The organism is Rhizobium grahamii CCGE 502 (genome assembly GCF_000298315.2).
In the GTDB taxonomy this organism is placed as follows: Bacteria; Pseudomonadota; Alphaproteobacteria; order Rhizobiales; family Rhizobiaceae; genus Rhizobium; species Rhizobium grahamii.
This window is the reverse complement of record NZ_AEYE02000025.1, coordinates 124,503-141,712: the sequence shown is the minus strand read 5'-3', so window position 1 is coordinate 141,712 and position 17,210 is coordinate 124,503. Positions and strand designations below refer to the sequence as shown.

Genomic DNA, 17,210 nt, shown 5'->3' with positions numbered 1-17,210 from the left:
CGATCTCGAGCGCCCTGGATATCAACTTCGCAGTGTCGGATCCGTAATCTCGCGTCGCCCTTTCAGCAGGGATCACGCTTGTACGGACTGCTGAAAAACGGCTGCAGGTCATCATCGTCAGCATGGAAGAGCTCCATTCCGGAGAGCCTCGACGCTGAAGGAAATCAACTCTTCGGGCGTAATGAGCGAGCGCCTCAGATGGAACGTCTTGATGGCTTTCGGTTCCCAGAGTGCGGCAACCGACGTGCAGAGGCATTCGGCGGCGCGAAGACTGTCCTGCTGGCGAAATTCCCGTGCCCGGACACCCGCGTCGACCAATTCGGCGACGATGCTTCTCATGCGGGTGACGTGTGCTTCAAAGGCGGGCCAGTGTTCGTCATCGGCGACCGTGAGCAGCTCGAAGAGCTTTTCCTCATCCCGCATGAGGGCGAGAAAACCCCGATGAAGTCCGCACATGAACTCGCGAAGCGTCGCCGCGCCAGACTTCTTGTCGGAGCTCGATGGCGTGGCCGGAAATGTGTCCTCTAGCACGCGCGCAACCAGCGCATCGTACAATGCCAGCTTGGACGGAAAGAACCTGTAGACATTCGCCGGCGACATGCCGAGGTGGCTCGCGATGTCGCATACGTTCGTCTTGGCGGATCCGTGGATCGCGCACAATTTCTCCGCTGCTCCGAGAATGCGGGCTACGCTTATTTCCCGGGGCTCCTGTCGTCTTAATCGGCGGGAGGTCATGCCAGGGCGGTAGTGATCGCTCTCAAGCATCATCTCCTCCACGAGAATCCGTGCGGGAATGACCAGCCAACCTCAGCTCGCCGAGGTAGACGCTCTCAGATAGAACGCAGTCGCGCCAGACGCCGCCAAGGGCGTGGGTGACGTCGATGCGAAAGGTGGCGCCATCCCCGGCCAGCTTGTTGAAGCGAAAGTCGCCGAAACCATCGGTGGCCGTCTTCGCGAGGATCGTGCCGCCCTGGGACAAGGTCACATCCGCCGCCTCGACGCATTCTATGGTGCCGCCGAAGTCGGCGCTGACGCTTCCGCCGATGAAGCAAGTCTCCCACCGTTCCAGTCCCCGGTACCAGACGCGGGGTTTGGTCCCGAGGTTGGGCTTGAGCACCTTGAGTCCTTCCGCTTCCGCCATTTTCTTCATCGCGGCGTCATCCAGCTTCACCGCTTCGAAGACGTCCGTCGGGCAGGACTGCTGACAGCGGGGCTTGTCCCACCCCTGATCCAGAAGGTGGGCGTCGAACAACCATGTCTGAGGCACCTGTTGCTCTTCATTCCAGACGATCGCGCCATACGGGCAGGAACTGACGATGTCCTTTCGGCCGCGCGACTTCACCGGATCGATGATGACGATGCCGTCATCGCGCTTGCGGATGGCGTCGCCGGCGCGGCGAATGCAGGGCGCGTCGTCGCAGTGATTGCACATCACTGGCAGGTAGGTGGTCTCCACCATGGGCGCACTCCCCTGCGCACGGCGCAGGATGCGGATGGGGCTCGCGCCGACGGCGGCGGCCGGCGCCGCGTAGCCCGGGAAGTCGTTGCCGACGTGTTCATCCCGGTTGGCGATAACGCAGTTGTAGCAGTTCTCGCAGCGGCCGACGTTGATGATAAGATTCCACTTGCTCACAAGACTTCCTCCTGGGCCGCACGCGCCATCTTGAAGGCCTCGGCGTTCCGCCACTTCTCGATCTGCACGAGGCACGAGTTGGGGGCCATGCTGCTGGTCCCGCGGGTCTGCGATCTGTCCGGCGTCAGGGTGTTCAGGCAGCCCCCGATCTCGACGGTCTCCCCTTCAACGTCGATGAGCTGAAATTCCGCGCTCGCCTCGTAGGATTTGACGACGCCTGGGGTGACCAGGGGAGAAATGTCGGCGGCACAGATGACGGCGCCCCGAACGTTGAAGATTTTTACAAGGTCGTGATGGCGGATGCCCCGGGCCGCGGCGTCGGCCGTGTTGACGCGTAGCAGCCAGAAGCGATGGCCAGCTATCAGGGCGCGATGGTCGTCCACCTGGTTGACCGCGCTGTTCTTGCCGTCCATGCTGGTGTGGAAGCTGTAGCGGCTGTGCGTCGCGATCATCTGCAGTGGATAGCGTTCCGAAAGCTCGGCGCTGCGTCCTTCCCAGGACGGAATGTAACGGTTGACCGCCGGCCGGTCCGGATTGTCCGTCGTGTGCCGCTTGAATATCTCGGGCACGAATTCCAGTTTGCCGCTCGGCGTTTGCAGGCCCATGCCGAACTGCTCGGCATACTGGGACGGCATCGGCGCAGGTTCGGGCAGGTCCTTGCGCCGACCCTCGGCGAACCAGCGCATATCGACGGGCTGGCGCAGCTCCGGCTTTTCCGGCGGCACGACGTAGTAGCCCTTGCGACAGAACTTCTTCCAGGAGACGTGATCGGGCAGATCCGACGAATCGAAGACGCGCTTGACCCAGTCGAGCTCGCTGCAGCCCTCGGTGAAGACGGCGCCGAGGCCCAGCCGGGTCAGTATTGCGGTAAAAATCTCGTAGTCGGACTTCGACTCGCCCAGTGGCTCTATGCATTTGTGCTGGAGGGTGACGACGCGATGGTTGACGACGTTGACGCCGTGATGAGCGTAGCCTCCGGAGTTCGCCCATTCTCCGATGTCCCAGCGCTCAAGCGACGTACAGGCCGGGAGGATGACGTCGGCGAACTGGGCCTCGCCCTCCATCCAGATGGACTGGTTCACCACGAACTCGATGCTCTCGTGCCGGTAGGCGTCCACCCAGCGCCCGGACCGCGTCACCGTGCTGAGCGACGATCCGCCGTAGCGGTAGATCATGTGGATCGGCGAGTAGCCTGGCATCGGATAGGTGAACGGCGCGAACTGCGCCTCCTGAGCCATGCCGTCCCACAGGTAGCCGGTGGCCTTGCCCTCGATGATTGCGTCAGGCATTTGCTGGCGGGGCACCATCTGCTTGACGGGGTTCATCGTCAGGATGTGCGGCATGCGCTGATAGTTGTTCACGGCATTGCCGGTAAAGGCGAGGTCGCCGGATATCCCCCCATCCGCATAGCCTGGGAAATAGAAATGCAGGTCGTGCGGGATGCCGATCTCGAGGTTGCCGAAATTTATGCCAGGCTTGCCCCAGCCCTGCATCGCCATCATCATGATCATGCACCGAGCCCATTGCGCACCCGTCGCGCCGCGGCCTGCGCCGCCGAAGCCGGTGCCGGTCATGCCGACGGCTAGGTAGACCTTCCTGCCGCCCCATTTGCGGGCCAGGGCGCGCACATCCTTGGCAGGGATGCCGGTCTCGGACTCCTGCCATTCAGGTGTCTTGGGGACGCCGTCGGTCTCGCCGAGCAGGTAGGCCTTCCATTCGTCGAAGCCGGTGGTGCGGGTGGCGACATAGTCCCTGTCATAGAGGCCTTCCGTGGCCCAGACATACATGATCGCCTGGGCGAGGGCCGCGTCGGTCTGCGGCCGGACGGAAAACCAGCGTCCGCCAAACAACTGGGCTGTCGGATTGCAATGCGGATCGATATGAACGAATTCGATGCCCAGTTCCTTCGCCCAAAGGCGACGCGTCGTGCCCTCGAATCCTGCGTAAGCCCCGTTGGTGCTTTCGGGATCGCTGGACCAGAAGACGATCATCTCGGCTTCCTTGAGGCAATCCTCGATGCCGCCATAGCCCGCCGGCACGCCGACACGCATCGAATTGCCGAAATGGTGCATGGCGCCCCAGTACCAGCCCTCCCAACTGTCCGGATTGGCGGCGACCCGCGTGAACCCAATCAGATTGGCGAACCGCATCAGCGAGCTGAGATAGTAGCCGACGTTGCCCCACTGGTGGTGGGACGACATGGGGAAGGTGATGGCACCCGGCCCATGGACGCGCTTCTGCCGGTTTATCTCCTTGGCGACGATGTCCAGCGCTTCGTCCCAGGTGATCCGCACGTAGCCGGATTTGCCACGGTTTTGGGGATTGCGTTCGCCATCGGGATCGAAATCCACTCGCTTCATGGGATGAAGGATTCGCTTGTCCGAATAGACCAGGGATTTCATTGTCAGTGCGTGGGGCGCCACCAGCGCCCGACGGGGCGGACTGAACTTGCGGCCGCGCGCCTCGATCATCCAGGTTGATGGATCGGTCGCGTCGAATTCGAGGGGGGTGACCCGTAGAATGCGGCCATCCTTGACGTAGACGAACAGGGGGCCGCCATTGGTGCAGGTGGTGTACCTTAGGCTGCCGTCGGACATTGGCATTCCCATGGACAGACCGGCGGTCTCGCTCATGTTGAGGGTCTGCGTGAACCAGACGACCAACTCGTCCGGCCCGGTGGTCACAACCTTGAAGTTCTTGGCCGCGTGGATGATCTCGCCCTGGTCGCGATTGGGCAGCAGGAGTTTCAAGGCGGTCGCCACGTCCTTGAAGGACATGGCCACCTCGGCCTCGTCAGCCGCAGACGACCGGGAGCGGAACCTGCCGTTCCGGATTTCCAAGATGCGGCCAATGGTGCCGTCCTGCAGCCCTATCCATGCGACGATGTCGCGCTGCTTCAACCGTTCCCGAAACGCGGGATTACGGGAGGCCGTGAGGTTCATCACCTTCGGCAGGGCGACAAGGATGGCCCTGAGGAGCTGCCGGTTCATCGTAGATCTTATGGCTGACATATCGTGCCGGTCCTCGAGTCGTAACGTTTGATCTGGAGGCGAAGAAGGAAGAGGCCGATCGCTAATCGCGATGGCCGCCGCTTCGTCGATGGTGCTCCTCCGATCCCATCTTTCAATTTGAACTTCTATGTCAGAATGACTATAAGGTCAATTTGAAAATTATAGATCTGTTGATCTAACGACGTGGCCGCCCGTATCGGCAGGCATTGACGACGCGGGCGGCGCCACTAGGATCGTCGGGAGATTCCGGCGTCGCCCGGAGCATAGTGGAAATTCAGCCGGGGCCGTCTTCGGGGAGGGCGGGTCTGGTGCGCTGGCAAGGAGCGGAAATGGCACGAGTCAATCTTGAGCGTCGGGCGGCGATCGGCGAGGCGAAGCGCGCCCGCACGCGCGCGGCGATCCTTGAAGCCGCGCGGGCCTGCTATGCCGCCCCGGAGCCAGTCTCGGCGACGGTGGATGCCGTGACCCAGGCCGCAGGGGTGGCGAAAGGAACCTTTTATCTGCATTTTCGGGACCTTCCGGCGCTGGAGGCGGAGCTGGGCGAGACGCTGATCGCGGAGTTGAGCGAACGTCTGGAGCCGGCCCGCCTGGCGGTCGTAAACCCGCTGACCCGCATGGCAACCGCCGTCACCATACTGCTTCGCGACCTGGCCGCAGCGCCAGCGCAAGCCCGTCTCGCCGCCCGCGCGGCCGTCATGCTGCCGGACGTTGCCAAGGCGGTGCAGGCTCGGCTGCGAGGGGACCTAGCCGACGCCCAGGCGGCCGGCCTGCTGGCGGTCGGATCCGTCGATCTCGCCGTCCGCATCGTCGTCGCGCTTGTCGAGCAGGCTTCATCGCTTTTCAGCACTAGCCGGATCGATGCGACGGCCATCCCGGACATTGTGCGCGCGGTCTTGCGCGCGATGGGATGCCCGCCGGGCGACGCGGCAAACCGGACAAACGAGGCGGCACTCAACGCCGACGCCTTTGCCCAGCGAACATCCGCAGTCACCGGCGTGGTTTCGTGAGGGGCAATGCCGTTGTCGGCACGGCATACCGACCGTCCAATTCATAGCGCCAAACTGCTGGTGGAACTGCCAAGCCGGAAAGGCTCCCTACAGGTCGAACGTTCCGAGAACCGCGGACGCATTGCCAATGAACCGGATACCTTGCCGACTTCGTTCGCATCTGTCCGCAAATAACGGTCTCGTTTCACGACGGGCTTGCCGGTATTTTCCCGGACCCTTTGCACGTAACGAAGGATTGGGCGGTGGCGGCACTCGCCGGACGCGGCGCCCCAATGTGACGCGGTTCGAGGTCGTTTTGCCGGCGATCTCGACGGGCATCGGTTTCGGCGACGGGCCGACGATCATTGCTTGACGGGCGAAACCATGGACACGGCTACAGTAGATGAACTTGACGAAGGTACATTATTTTCACGCAGGTAGAGAGCATCCGCCGTGCGACGCCGGCAGTCTTTCCGAGGTCATCCATGCTGACGAAGCCGAAGCCGCGCTGCAGGAACAAACGCCTGGCGGCCTCGATAATGGCCTCCCGCGACCATCCAGGCCGACCTTTCGGGCCGACTTCGGTTGGACTACTGCCAGAGTGCATAGTACTCCCTCTGCACCAATGAGTGCATCCCCATCCACTGCACCCGCTGGTGCATCGCAAGGCGGAAGTTCATCGTATCAGAGAACGCCGAGGCCCTCGCAATATCAGCGCTCGAGCTACCGGTAGCGTATCTGGTTCCAGCGATGCCCGAGAAGCGAGAGAATGATGATCAGGCCGTAGAAGAATTGCACGTAGAAGCCGCTAAGACCTGCAGCCACGACGCCGGTCTGGATAGATGCGACGGTGAGCGCGCCGATTGCACCGCCCATCACGGTTCCGACACCGCCCCACGCAGGCGTGCCACCGACGAAGACGGAGGTGAGCACAGGCAGGAGATAGCCGTCGCCGGCGGTAGGCCACCACGTCAAGTTGATCATGGTGGAGAAAGTTCCGCCGATCGCGGCGCCGACCCCCATGAACACGAAGAGCCTGACGCGCACGCGTTTCACGTTGATCCCCATCTGCCTGGCACTGTCTGGGTTGTCGCCGACGGCCTTGACGTGAGCTCCGAAGCGGTGCCGGTTGTAGAGGAGGGTCGCGAAGATCACAAAGCCGACCGCCCAAAGGATCTGGACCGGTACATCGAGGATCACACTAGAGAACAACTTGTAGGACAGGCTATTGCCAAGTGTGACAAGGGCTATCGATCTGCCTTCGTTCACTATCTGAATGAGCCCGCGCAGAAGAAAGTTCATGCCGAGCGTAGCGATGAGCGAGGAAAGGCCGGCGTAGACGACCAGCATCCCGATGCAGAACCCGAGAACCAGCCCTGTCAGGATGGCGGCCACCATCGCTATCAAGGGGTCGAAGCCGGCCTGCACCAACAGCGCAAATGCCCACGACGCGAATCCCATCACCGCCGGGAAGGAGAGGTCGATCTCGCCGCCTGCTACAACGAAAACGAGAGGCACCACGACGAAAAGCGCCACTGGCAATGTGGTGAGAACCGAGCTGTAGATCGACCAGGTCGTGAAAACGGCGGGATTGGCGGCAACGAAGATCGACATCATCACCAGAAACACCGCGAGAGTGCCGAGCGCTGCCCGATGCTCAAAAACGAAGCGGCGGAGCCACTGTCCGGAGAACTGACGCCACCCCTTCTCGACTTCGGAGTCTTCCCCCGTCGGGCTCCTCGGTGGGCTCTTGTCCGCCTGATCCGTCAGGGCGCTGGCCCACCTGGACCCGCGGCGGGGCAATTGAACGTCGGTTGCAGGGTGCGCGACGTGTTCCATGAAGCCAATCAGTTCTTGGACCGACTTCACCTCGGAACGGTCCGTCTCGAGCACGATCTTGCCGCGATCGAGCACGGCGAAGCGGTCGGCGATGTCGAAGACGTGGTGGATGCTGTGGTCGATGAAGATGATCGAGTGGCCGCTTGCTCGCACCTGCCGTACGTAGTGGAAGACTTTCGCAGTCTCGGTCAGCGAGAGGGCCGTGGTCGGCTCGTCGAGAACGATGAGATCCACCTGCTTGTACATGGCGCGTGCGATGGCGACGCCTTGGCGCTCGCCGCCGGAGAGCTGCCCGACAATAGAGTGCGGTGTAAAGGCTTTCGAGGTGAAGCCGATCTCCCGCATGAGCCGATCCGCCTCGGCGAACTGCCGCTTCGCCTTGAGCCACCCGAACATTCCAACAAGTTCGCGGCCCATGAAGACGTTGTCGATGATCGATTGCTGGAGCGCGAGGGCCTGGTCCTGAAACACCGTTTCGATACCCACCTCGCGCGACCGCGCCGCATTCCATCCGTAAACTGGGCTTCCGCGCACGCTGATCTCGCCGCTCGTCGGCTTTACGACACCCGCGAGGATCTTGATCAGCGTGGACTTGCCGGCGCCATTGTCGCCAATGAGGCCGAGGACTTCGGCCTTGTCGACATAAAGATCGACGCCGCCGAGAGCGTCGACGCTGCCGTACCTCTTCTTGATGTTGCGGAACTCGATCAGGTGCTCCGCCATAAAAACATCTCCTTTCGAAGGCCCTCCGCACTGGGGCTCGCTATTCGCCAGCTGCTCTCAGCGCAGCGCTTGCTTGGCGAGTTCGGCCACGATCTTGTAGTTCTCCGGTGTGACGAAACCGGCTCCGGTGTCGAGGTTCATCGGCGCGAGGCCGAGCTTGACTTGTTGGCAGAGGCTGAGGATCGGCAGGTAGCCTTGCAGGAAGGGCTGTTGGTCGGCGGTCAGTTGCACCCAGCCGTTCTTGAAACCTTCGACGATCTGCGGGCTGGTGTCGAAGCCGAAGACGAAAATCTCGCCGGGCTTCTTGCCGGCCGCCTGCATGAAGGTCGGAATATTGCCCAGCATTTGGCCGCCGCCGCCGCCGAGCAGCTTGGTGTCGGGATTGTTGAGCAGCGCGGCGGTGATCACCGGGATGGCGAGGTTGGGGTCCGACGCCCACTCACCAGACGGCGGCCCACTGATCTGGACGACGTTGACGCCGGCCTCAGTAAGGGCCGCGACCGTCCCGCGCTCCCGCGCGCCGCGATTCTCGTTGTCGAACACGCCTTCCATGATCGCCTTGTCGCCGGGTTTCATCCCGGCAAGCTTGACGGCCTCGGTTCCGAGTGCCCGCCCTTGCGCTTCCTGCTGGGCTCCGACATAGCCCCCTCCGAACGCGGCGACGACCTTAGGCACCGGAACGTTCTGGTACATCATCTTGATACCGGCTTTATGGGCCGCCTCGGCGAGCGGCATGATCGCCGCGTCGCCGGGGTGTCCCATCATGGCGATGCCGTCCGGCTTGACCGCCACCGCTTCGCGCAGTTGCTGGACCATCTTCTCGCTGCTCCAGCCCGAGAAGATGTAGTCGACCTTAGGCCCTAGATCCGCCTCGGCCCGCTTGGCGCCATTGTAGACGATGGTGCCGAAAGCGTCGCCCTCGGAGCCGCCTACGAAGAAGCGGATGTGGACGTCCTTGCACCAGTTGTCTTCGAGCGCGTGCGCCGGGATTGGACTGATGATACCCAGCAGGGTGGCCGCGCAGGTCGCGATGAACAATCGTTGGAACTGGGTAGGGACGATCCTCATGTTAGCTCCTAATCATCGTATTGGTTATTTCATCGTCTTCTCCGCTTCGTTCGTGGGACATCGGGTCACCATCTGCGAGGGCGGCAAGTACCTCATCCAAACGGCAGCTACGGCGGAACCGGCTGCCCCATTCCCACGGGTTGCGGCAACTCTTAAAAACAGCGGACCCGCGGACTGACTAGAGGACGGACATCGCAGTCGAGCCAGCCGTCACCGAGGCCGGCAGCGAGGCGCGTGACACGGACCCGATTGGTGGATGCCGACCCACCGGGTGATCCTACCGCCGCAAATGACTATATCATATGGCGAGACCAAGATCGAAAGCTTTACTTTCTCCCTCTCCGGCGATGTTGCGCAACCTCGTCGTTTCGGCGCCGACCCCGTCCGGGATTACCAATCTCTTTCTGTTCAAACCCTTCTTCCATCGCTTGTTCGCCGGGTGCGGGAACACTTCGAGGGCACCCGTCAGGGAACAGAAGGGCCGCCGGCACCATCCATGACCGAAAAAGATCGTGGAAGTGACTGTGACGACCCAGGACGGAGAACAGTTTCTCGTGGCATCACGAATGCAAAGCAGGCGCTGTCTCTTTCCGATGGAATAGACGTCTCGGTCTCCCATCCCGATCGCGACTCCGGAAGAACCGAGGAGTTTATCGATAGGGAAGAACTCCGGACCCTGGCGGAGCCATGGATGGAATCAGTGGGCATCCGGTTCCCGGCCCCCATAAGTGCAGACGCCGTGGATCGTTCGAATGAAGCGAAGGCGGCTACTCGAACCGTGTTGCAGGAAATCGTTGCATCGGCAAGCGAGGCCGGCTGGGCGACGCGGTAGTCACGTCGCTCTCATTGAGGCGGCGAAATCGCTCACGGATGCTAACCGACCCGATCCAGAGCCGGCGGGCGATCCCGATGGCAGCGACGCAGTCGGGAACAGATCGGACATGGCGAACAGTTCGATTAATCTGTTTGTCCGGCCATCGGGCGGAACTGAGCGACGTTATTGGGAAGGCGCGATGATCATCCATGCTGCGGACCGAGGTTGTTGTCAGCCAGGTCGACAGGCCGGCTGCCAGCTACAAGGCGGTAGAATATCGCTCCTTTCCCTTGATCACCGCGACGAGACGCCTCTCGCTATCAAGCTGCTCACGCTGAAAGACGGCCGATGATTTAACCTTTCCACAAAAACTCCTATGATCGGGTCGATAGGTGCCCTCCAGCCAATTCTGCTCGGCCGGCCTCGCCGAAATCCATGAGAAAGTTCATTGCGCCGGAACGCGCGAGATCCCGCATTTCAGAGAGCGAGTGGTTAGGGGTCAGATAGGTTTCGACGATCCTCTCCATCGCCATTTCCGCGGCATCCACGACCGGTCGCGATGCAATCAGACGCATTTGAGCGACCAACGCGTAGAGCAGCACGAGATCTGAGACGTCGTCCTTTTGATGGCTGACGGCATCGCCATAGAGGCGCGTGGCTTCGGCGATGAAATCTGAAAAGAGCTTTTCGCGCTTGGCAGCCTCGACCTCACGTTGCTTTTCCTTCATCTGTGATCGTTGCGTCGCCCAGGCCGTTGCGAACGAGGCCAGGCCGCCGATCGCGACGCCGGCGAGCCCCACCAGGGCAGAAATGTATGCGTCCATGAGAATTCTCCTATCGGAAGAACGCGGCGTGCACCGGACAGGGAAGATGACGAGCGCGCTCACCGACAAGCTCCGTACCTAGCGGACTCGTCCTCGGTCCTTCGACCCCGTCAGCGGAGGACCGACCCAGACGCCCTCCGGCACCGAGGGGATGCTGTTCACCAGCCCCTCGAGCATTCCCTGCAGGACGTTCTCGGTCAGCTCCTCCAGCTTGTCGCCCGGGCCGACGAGGCGGTCCACCAGTAGCAACGTCAGACCATGCATCTGGGACCAAAAAACAAGAATCGCCCCATCGATCGTGCGGGAACTGGACTCGGTGCCTGCGATCGGCCGCCCGAGGGCGCCGTCGGAAATCGCGTCAACTATCAGGGCTTTCATGTTGTAGGCCGCGGTTCTCTCGATCACGGGCCGTCCATCGTCTTGACCGGAGAGGTAGCCGCCGAACATCAATCTATAGAGCGCCGGATTGTCGACGCCGCCGCAGACATATGCGCGCGCCATGGCTGCCAGCCTCTTGCGGGGGGTGTCGAGCTCCCTCGTCGCCTCAGCCATCCGCTTCGCTAGCAGTTCGAACCCCACCGCCGAGACGGCCGCGAGCAGTTCACGCTTGTCGGCGAAGTGCTTGTACGGGGCGTTGTGGCTGACGCCTGCACGACGAGCGAGTTCCCGAAGCGAAAACTCCGTGGTCTGAGATTCGCTGAGGACGTCGAGCGCGGCATCCACAATGGCCCTGTGCAGGTCGCCATGATGGTACGGGCGCTGCTCTGTGCTGGAAATGTTTTTGGTCATACCGCGTCCAATAGCCTTTCAAGTTGCTCCTGTCAACATATTTGGCGGTGACGTTAAAATTGGCCTCTGTTCGAAAAGCTGTCGTCGCCTTGATGGCGCGATGCGCCGCTTGAAATTACGTCACTCACAGCCTCAGTCTTCTTTCGCACCTGACTTCCCTTCCACCTTTCGCCTTCCCGCAGGGTCCATGGAGACACCATGGGATAACGAGATTGAACGAGTGTATAATTGCCGTAGAGGGATCCCCCGACTACGATGATTTTCGATGACAAAGGAGCTTGATAGTGCCGTTGTCGACGCCAGGGGCCCGTTAGACCGGCGAGATCCCGAAGAGAAACCCGGTGCTTTAGGTTCCGTCCCAAAACTTCGACCGCCTTGTCTACGATCGGCCGATGCAGACCACCGTGATCCGGCGTGCCTGTCCCTGTCTTCTGGAGGTTGTCTAGTCGCCAGCCTGGATTGGAAAGCTGCGTGATAAGGCCACGCAAGACACCAATGTTGCCGTCGTCAACTTTTCGCCGTTTTTGCTAAATAAGTGGGCGCCGTCAACTTTGAACGACCGTTGCCCAGACCAGATTGGAGTTTTCCATGAATCGCGAAGAACACAGCGTAGCAGTGTCCGAATCCAGCACGAGCGCCAGCGCATGGGGCCTGCGCTACCCCGGCTTTGTCATGAGCGCGGGCGGCAAGAACGAGGTCAAGGAATTCACTGGCATGTGGCCTCTCAAACCTGGCTTCGACCTGAAGCAGATCACCGACACGCTGGTGCCTGGCGGCTTGCTGGTCCCGCCCGGAGCATCGTTTGCGCCGATGACCACCAAGCTTGGACTGATCCGCACGGCGCGCTGGTTTGTTGGTACGAGCGGGGAATTCGGCCCGACGCTCTACTTCATTTCGCAGTTCGACGGCTCGCTCGACAAGTACTTCGACGACTTCGTGCTCAACGGCGTCGAAAACCTGGCGAAGGTGTGGGGTCAGTGCATCGGCTGCCCGACCCCTCCGAATGCAACGGCGCGCGACGTCGTCGAATATATTGCACGCGGCCAGATCAAGACCCTCGCCTGCTACGACGTAGCCCCGAGCCTCAGCATCGGCCAGATCTACAAGGCTGCCGACTGGTACGAAAAGACCCAGAGGTTCCAGCGAGCGGTTGCAAAAGGCGACGGAACGCTCGAGGAGCAGGTCAACGCGTTCATCAAGGAGTTGGCAGAACCTTACGTGGAGGTTGAGAGCGCCGCGATCATCGACACCGAGGCAGAGCGCGAATGGCAGTACGGGGACGTCGCCGAGCGGCTCCAGAAGTACACGGCTTCAGAATAGCAGGCCGCTCCGGCTTGCCACTCCAGCTTTTGGATCGACCTCGGGTTTCGTTACCAAGGTCGATCGCCACCCGAACTTCGGCCATCGAGTATCGCGACGATGACAATACTTGCTTCCGTAAAGAGCCTGACGTCTGCCGACCTGAAAGACAATCTGCACGACATTCAGGACAACATAGTTACCCCTATCCTCATGCGCTTCGGGCGCCACATCTTCATCAAGTTCAACGACGGGGCGAAGTCGCGAGCATGGCTGCGCAACATGTTCCAACGCGTCAATGCGCGCCAACAGGAGCATGGCACGCGATTCACGATCAACATCGGGTTCACCCATCAAGGTCTGAAGGCGCTGGGACTTTCCGAACGGGCGCTCGCCAGTTTCCCGGAAGCATTCCGCCTCGGCATGGGGCAACGTGCAGGTGTCGTGGGAGACGTCGGACCCCACGCGCCGGAACATTGGGAGGGCGGCCTTGGAGGGCCAGACATCCACGCGATGGTGTGGCTCCGAACCGATTCCGACCAAGGTAGGGAAGAGGCGACAGATATCCTTCGCCAGGAATTCGAAGCGACCGGCGGAGTCTCGATTCGATTCATTCAGGACACCATGGCGCTCGCGCATGAAAGCGGTATCGGGTCCGAAGGCGAACATTTCGGTTTTGCCGACCCGATCTCCCAACCGCCGATCGAGGGCGCGGATTTGCCTTCTTATCCTGGCGATGGCGTATTGGAGAGCGACGGCACGTGGCGCTCGCTGAAGCCGGGAGAATTCCTGCTCGGCTATGAGGACGAGGTCGGACCCCGCGGCACGATGATGTCCGAACCATTCGAACTGCGGCTGAACGGAACGTACATGGTGTTCCGAAAGCTCTATCAGGACGTCGCAGCGTTCCGTCGATACCTGGCGACCGCCGCGCTGTCGCTCTATGGCAGCGACGACCAGTTACACCGGGACCTGGTGGCGGCCAAACTGATGGGCCGGTGGCCCAGCGGCTGTCCGATCGACCTGTCGCCGGAGAAGGATGATCCGGCCATCGCCGCCGACCCTGACCGGCGCAATGATTTCACCTATGCCGGCGACGACCAGGGTCTGCGGTGCCCGCTTGGATCGCACCTGCGTCGCAGCAATCCTCGTGCCACGCCCCTCAAACGGGCGACTGCCGTAAGGCGCCACCGACTGCTTCGGCGCGGCGTCGAATACGGCCCGCATCTCGAGGATGGCGCCCTTGAGGACGATGGGATCGATCGCGGCCTGATCAACCTGTTCATCCAGGCTGACATCGAAAGACAATTCGAGTTCGTCCAGGCCGAATGGATGAAGGGTGGCGAGTTCCTTGGACTCGATCCCGCCGAGCACGACCCGATCAACGGCGTCGGTGGCGAGGGATCGCAAATGTCGGTGCCAGGCGCCAAGCGCCCATTTCTGTTCGACCTCCCCACCTTCGTCACGGTGAAGGGCGGCGAATACCTGTTCGTGCCGGGGCTGAACGCGCTCGCGGGCATCATCGAACAGAAATTCTGATCCATCGAAAGAGGCGAATACAATGTCAGATCATTTCAGCGGCCCCGCGGTCATGGACGATCCAGCGGTGGACATCACCGATTTCTACGCCTTTCCCAGCCCGGAACGCCCAGGAAATCTCGTCCTCATCATGAATGCGTTTCCCATGGCCACATCGCAGTCCTTCTTCAGCGATGTCGTGACGTATCGTTTCCGGCTGCGACCGCTGACCCGCTCGGGCATGGGCTTCGTTCACGGTCCGGCGGAACATACGATCGACGTGCGTTTCAGCGACGTGCCGGACGGGACGTCGGTTCAGAAAGGAACGATCCTCACATCGGATGGTCGCGAGGCGGGTTTCGTCACTGGCGAGCCATCGGAACTCGAGGGAATGCGGGTCTACGCCGGACTGGTTAGCGACCCGTTCTTCATGGATGTCGAGGCTACCATCCGCACGGACCTTTCCGGCAAGCTGTCCTTCCGCGCCAAGGGGACGAACACCGTCGAGTTTCGCGATGTCCTGACCATCGTCGTCGAGGTGCCGTTCGCTCCAATCCTTGAAGGACTGGACGACAATACTTTGATTGGAGCCGTTGCGGAAACGCTTGTCGCACGCCGCGCCAAGCCGATCCGGCTCGAACGTGTCGGCAGGCCGGAAATCAAGAACGTCATGCTGGCGAACGCGACACGTGATCCGAAGGGGGTCGAGCTGCGGGACCTCTACAACAGGGAGGACGCCTTCTTCCTCTCCAAGGAATACCGGCCCCTATACGAGGCGCGGGTCGGTGCAACGCTTTCATTTTTCGACGGTCTCGACGCCGAGATCGCTTGGCCGCCTTTAGCGGACGGACGACATCCCATGCGCGATCTGCTCATCGACGACTATCTGGTCCTGGATCTCGCTCATCCCTTCGGGACAGGCAATTTCCTGGAGATCGAACGGGCGGCGCTCGGGGGCCGCCAGCACACCAGCGCCGGCGGCCGCTGGCTGGATGACGACATCCTGGACGAGATGCTCACGTTGTTCGTGAACGGCGGGCGTGGCGAGCGGCTGGGCGACGGGGTCGACGGTCCGACCAGTCCGGCCGGGCCGGCCTTTCCTTTCGTGCGTCAAGCCAACCAGCGGACTGACCTTCCGATACCCGCATTTGTGGAGAAATGAACATGGACAACATGAAAGACAATGGAAGTGTCACCGACTGGTTCCTGGAGCATCCGGTGATGTCGACGCTGAGGCCCAGCTATCCGCGTGGGCCATGGCACTACAAGGACATGCACCAGCTCATCGTCACCTACGAGAGCACCGCGGAGGCCGTACGCGCGGTCGTCCCCAGACCTCTCGAACCCGCAGAGGGCAACCGCGTCACCATAGAGTGGCGGAACATGACCGAGGTCAGCGGGTTCGGGCCGTACGTCGAGATCGGCCATTCGGTGGCCTGCACCTTCGAGGGCAAGCCGGTCATCTACGTCTTCCAGGCTTTCCTCAACAGCGAGTCCCCGACGCTCGCCGGGCGGGAGATCCTCGGCTTCCCGAAGCGTCATGGGGAGCCCGAGCTCAAGGCCGTCCGGGAGGTACTGACCGGGACCCTGTCCTATGGCGGCACCCAGGTCGCGCTTGCAACCATGCCGTACCGCATGGTGGACCTGTCCGATCGCCTGGCCGAGATCGAGCAGGAACTGCAGACGACGCAACTCGTGCTGAAGCTGCTTCCCGACGTCGACGCTCGCACGCCGAAGGTCGCCCAGCTCGTCAAGGTCAATCTCTACGATGTCCGGTTGAAGGGCGCATGGGGCGGCCCTGCAGAACTGTTCATGGTCCCGCACGTCGGCTGCCCGGTCGCCGCGCTTCCGGTCGTGCGCGTTCTCGAAGGCCGCCAGCACCTCTGGGACATGACGCTCAACGACGGTGAAGTCGTCCACGACTACCTTGAGGCCAGAGCGCGATGAAGGTGCGCGGAGAGCGACTGCCAAGGCAGCGCTCGTCGTCCGCTTCCCCCAGATACTCCAATCGCAAAAGGAAACCAAATGATTGCCAATGTTGACCCCAACAGCCTGCGTCGTGGCGAACCGCTCGGCACCGATGCCGTGGCCCAGCTCTTTACCGAGGCGCGGACCCACAACGCCTTCCACGAGTTTCCCGTTCCTGACGCGCTTCTGCGTGACGCGCTCGACCTCGCCAAGATGGGGCCGACCTCGGCGAACCAGCAGCCTCTGCGCGTGCTTTTCCTGACCTCGACGGCAGCCAAGGAGCGGCTGCGTCCGGCGCTCATGCCCAGCAATGTCGATAAGACCACGGGCGCACCGGTCGTCGCCATCACGGGCTATGATCTGAAGTTTTACGAACTCCTGCCGTTTCTTCTCCCGCACGCCGATGCGAAGAGCTGGTTCGCCGACAACCCGGACCTCGCTGCCCGCAGTGCTGCTCAAAACGGCACCCTTCAGGTCGCGTACTTCATTCTTGCGCTGCGCGCCGTGGGCCTGGATGCGGGGCCGATCACGGGCTTTGACCCAGCCAAGGTCGAGCAAGAGTTCTTTCCCGACGGCAACATCAAGGCGAACGTCATTATCAACATCGGCTACGGCAATGACGCCAAGCTGTTTCCTCGCAACCCGCGGCTCTCGTTCCACGAGATGGCGACAATCCTCTGAAGCTTGCAACCTAAAGGGAACCCGGACGCAGGATCCGATCCCTATGCGGTAACCATT

General features: G+C 61.7%; 15 protein-coding genes. 7 read left to right on the top strand and 8 right to left on the bottom strand.

Annotated elements, in window-relative coordinates:
• Positions 1-117: 117 nt before the first annotated feature.
• From RGCCGE502_RS20850 to RGCCGE502_RS20840, 3 genes are read right to left on the bottom strand one after another with little or no spacing between them, the layout of a single operon-like run.
• Positions 118-765, bottom strand: coding sequence for a TetR/AcrR family transcriptional regulator (locus tag RGCCGE502_RS20850; RefSeq protein WP_244441762.1), 648 nt, complete (start codon positions 763-765; stop codon positions 118-120).
• Positions 758-1,633: a 4Fe-4S dicluster domain-containing protein gene (locus RGCCGE502_RS20845; protein WP_016556174.1), complete on the bottom strand. Its 876-nt coding sequence runs from the start codon at positions 1,631-1,633 to the stop codon at positions 758-760. Before RGCCGE502_RS20845 ends, RGCCGE502_RS20850 begins: the two co-directional genes overlap by 8 nt.
• Complete coding sequence (locus tag RGCCGE502_RS20840; RefSeq protein ID WP_016556173.1) at positions 1,630-4,623, bottom strand: molybdopterin-dependent oxidoreductase; 2,994 nt, start codon at positions 4,621-4,623, stop codon at positions 1,630-1,632. The genes RGCCGE502_RS20845 and RGCCGE502_RS20840 overlap by 4 nt, the downstream gene beginning before the upstream one ends.
• Positions 4,624-4,973: 350 nt before the next feature.
• Here RGCCGE502_RS20840 and RGCCGE502_RS20835 point away from each other — a divergent pair, with 350 nt between their 5' ends.
• Positions 4,974-5,651 carry a TetR/AcrR family transcriptional regulator gene (locus RGCCGE502_RS20835; protein ID WP_016556172.1) on the top strand — a complete coding sequence of 226 codons (678 nt, stop codon included), beginning with the start codon at positions 4,974-4,976 and terminating at the stop codon, positions 5,649-5,651.
• 373 nt (positions 5,652-6,024) lie between these two features.
• Here RGCCGE502_RS20835 and RGCCGE502_RS20830 read toward each other — a convergent pair whose 3' ends face one another.
• From RGCCGE502_RS20830 to RGCCGE502_RS20815, 3 genes are all read right to left on the bottom strand, one after another.
• A complete protein-coding gene (locus RGCCGE502_RS20830) occupies positions 6,025-6,237 on the bottom strand; it encodes a helix-turn-helix domain-containing protein (protein WP_016556171.1) in 213 nt (70 codons plus the stop codon).
• Between the two features lie 116 nt (positions 6,238-6,353).
• On the bottom strand, positions 6,354-8,192 hold the full coding sequence (locus tag RGCCGE502_RS38165; protein WP_016556170.1) for an ABC transporter permease subunit: 1,839 nt from the start codon (positions 8,190-8,192) through the stop codon (positions 6,354-6,356).
• Positions 8,193-8,249: 57 nt separating this feature from the next.
• A complete protein-coding gene (locus RGCCGE502_RS20815) occupies positions 8,250-9,260 on the bottom strand; it encodes a substrate-binding domain-containing protein (protein ID WP_016556169.1) in 1,011 nt (336 codons plus the stop codon).
• Positions 9,261-9,516: 256 nt separating this feature from the next.
• Between RGCCGE502_RS20815 and RGCCGE502_RS38160 the strand changes: the two genes are divergently transcribed.
• Positions 9,517-10,092 (top strand): hypothetical protein, encoded by a 576-nt coding sequence (locus RGCCGE502_RS38160; protein ID WP_244441761.1) that lies wholly within the window; start codon positions 9,517-9,519, stop codon positions 10,090-10,092.
• Between the two features lie 356 nt (positions 10,093-10,448).
• Here the strand turns inward: RGCCGE502_RS38160 and RGCCGE502_RS20805 are convergent, their stop codons facing one another.
• Positions 10,449-10,898 (bottom strand): hypothetical protein, encoded by a 450-nt coding sequence (locus RGCCGE502_RS20805; protein ID WP_016556167.1) that lies wholly within the window; start codon positions 10,896-10,898, stop codon positions 10,449-10,451.
• Between the two features lie 78 nt (positions 10,899-10,976).
• On the bottom strand, positions 10,977-11,687 hold the full coding sequence (locus RGCCGE502_RS20800; protein ID WP_016556166.1) for a TetR/AcrR family transcriptional regulator: 711 nt from the start codon (positions 11,685-11,687) through the stop codon (positions 10,977-10,979).
• Between the two features lie 588 nt (positions 11,688-12,275).
• Here RGCCGE502_RS20800 and RGCCGE502_RS20795 point away from each other — a divergent pair.
• The 5 genes from RGCCGE502_RS20795 (at position 12,276) to RGCCGE502_RS20775 (ending at position 17,153) form a co-directional block, all read left to right on the top strand.
• On the top strand, positions 12,276-13,007 hold the full coding sequence (locus tag RGCCGE502_RS20795; protein WP_016556165.1) for a hypothetical protein: 732 nt from the start codon (positions 12,276-12,278) through the stop codon (positions 13,005-13,007).
• A gap of 99 nt (positions 13,008-13,106) precedes the next feature.
• Positions 13,107-14,525, top strand: a complete 1,419-nt coding sequence (locus RGCCGE502_RS20790) for a Dyp-type peroxidase (RefSeq protein ID WP_016556164.1) — start codon at positions 13,107-13,109, stop codon at positions 14,523-14,525.
• Between the two features lie 22 nt (positions 14,526-14,547).
• Positions 14,548-15,666: a DUF4331 family protein gene (locus RGCCGE502_RS20785; protein WP_016556163.1), complete on the top strand. Its 1,119-nt coding sequence runs from the start codon at positions 14,548-14,550 to the stop codon at positions 15,664-15,666.
• A gap of 2 nt (positions 15,667-15,668) precedes the next feature.
• Positions 15,669-16,451 carry an acetoacetate decarboxylase gene (locus RGCCGE502_RS20780; RefSeq protein ID WP_019280218.1) on the top strand — a complete coding sequence of 261 codons (783 nt, stop codon included), beginning with the start codon at positions 15,669-15,671 and terminating at the stop codon, positions 16,449-16,451.
• A gap of 78 nt (positions 16,452-16,529) precedes the next feature.
• Positions 16,530-17,153 carry a malonic semialdehyde reductase gene (locus RGCCGE502_RS20775; RefSeq protein ID WP_016556161.1) on the top strand — a complete coding sequence of 208 codons (624 nt, stop codon included), beginning with the start codon at positions 16,530-16,532 and terminating at the stop codon, positions 17,151-17,153.
• Positions 17,154-17,210: the final 57 nt, after the last annotated feature.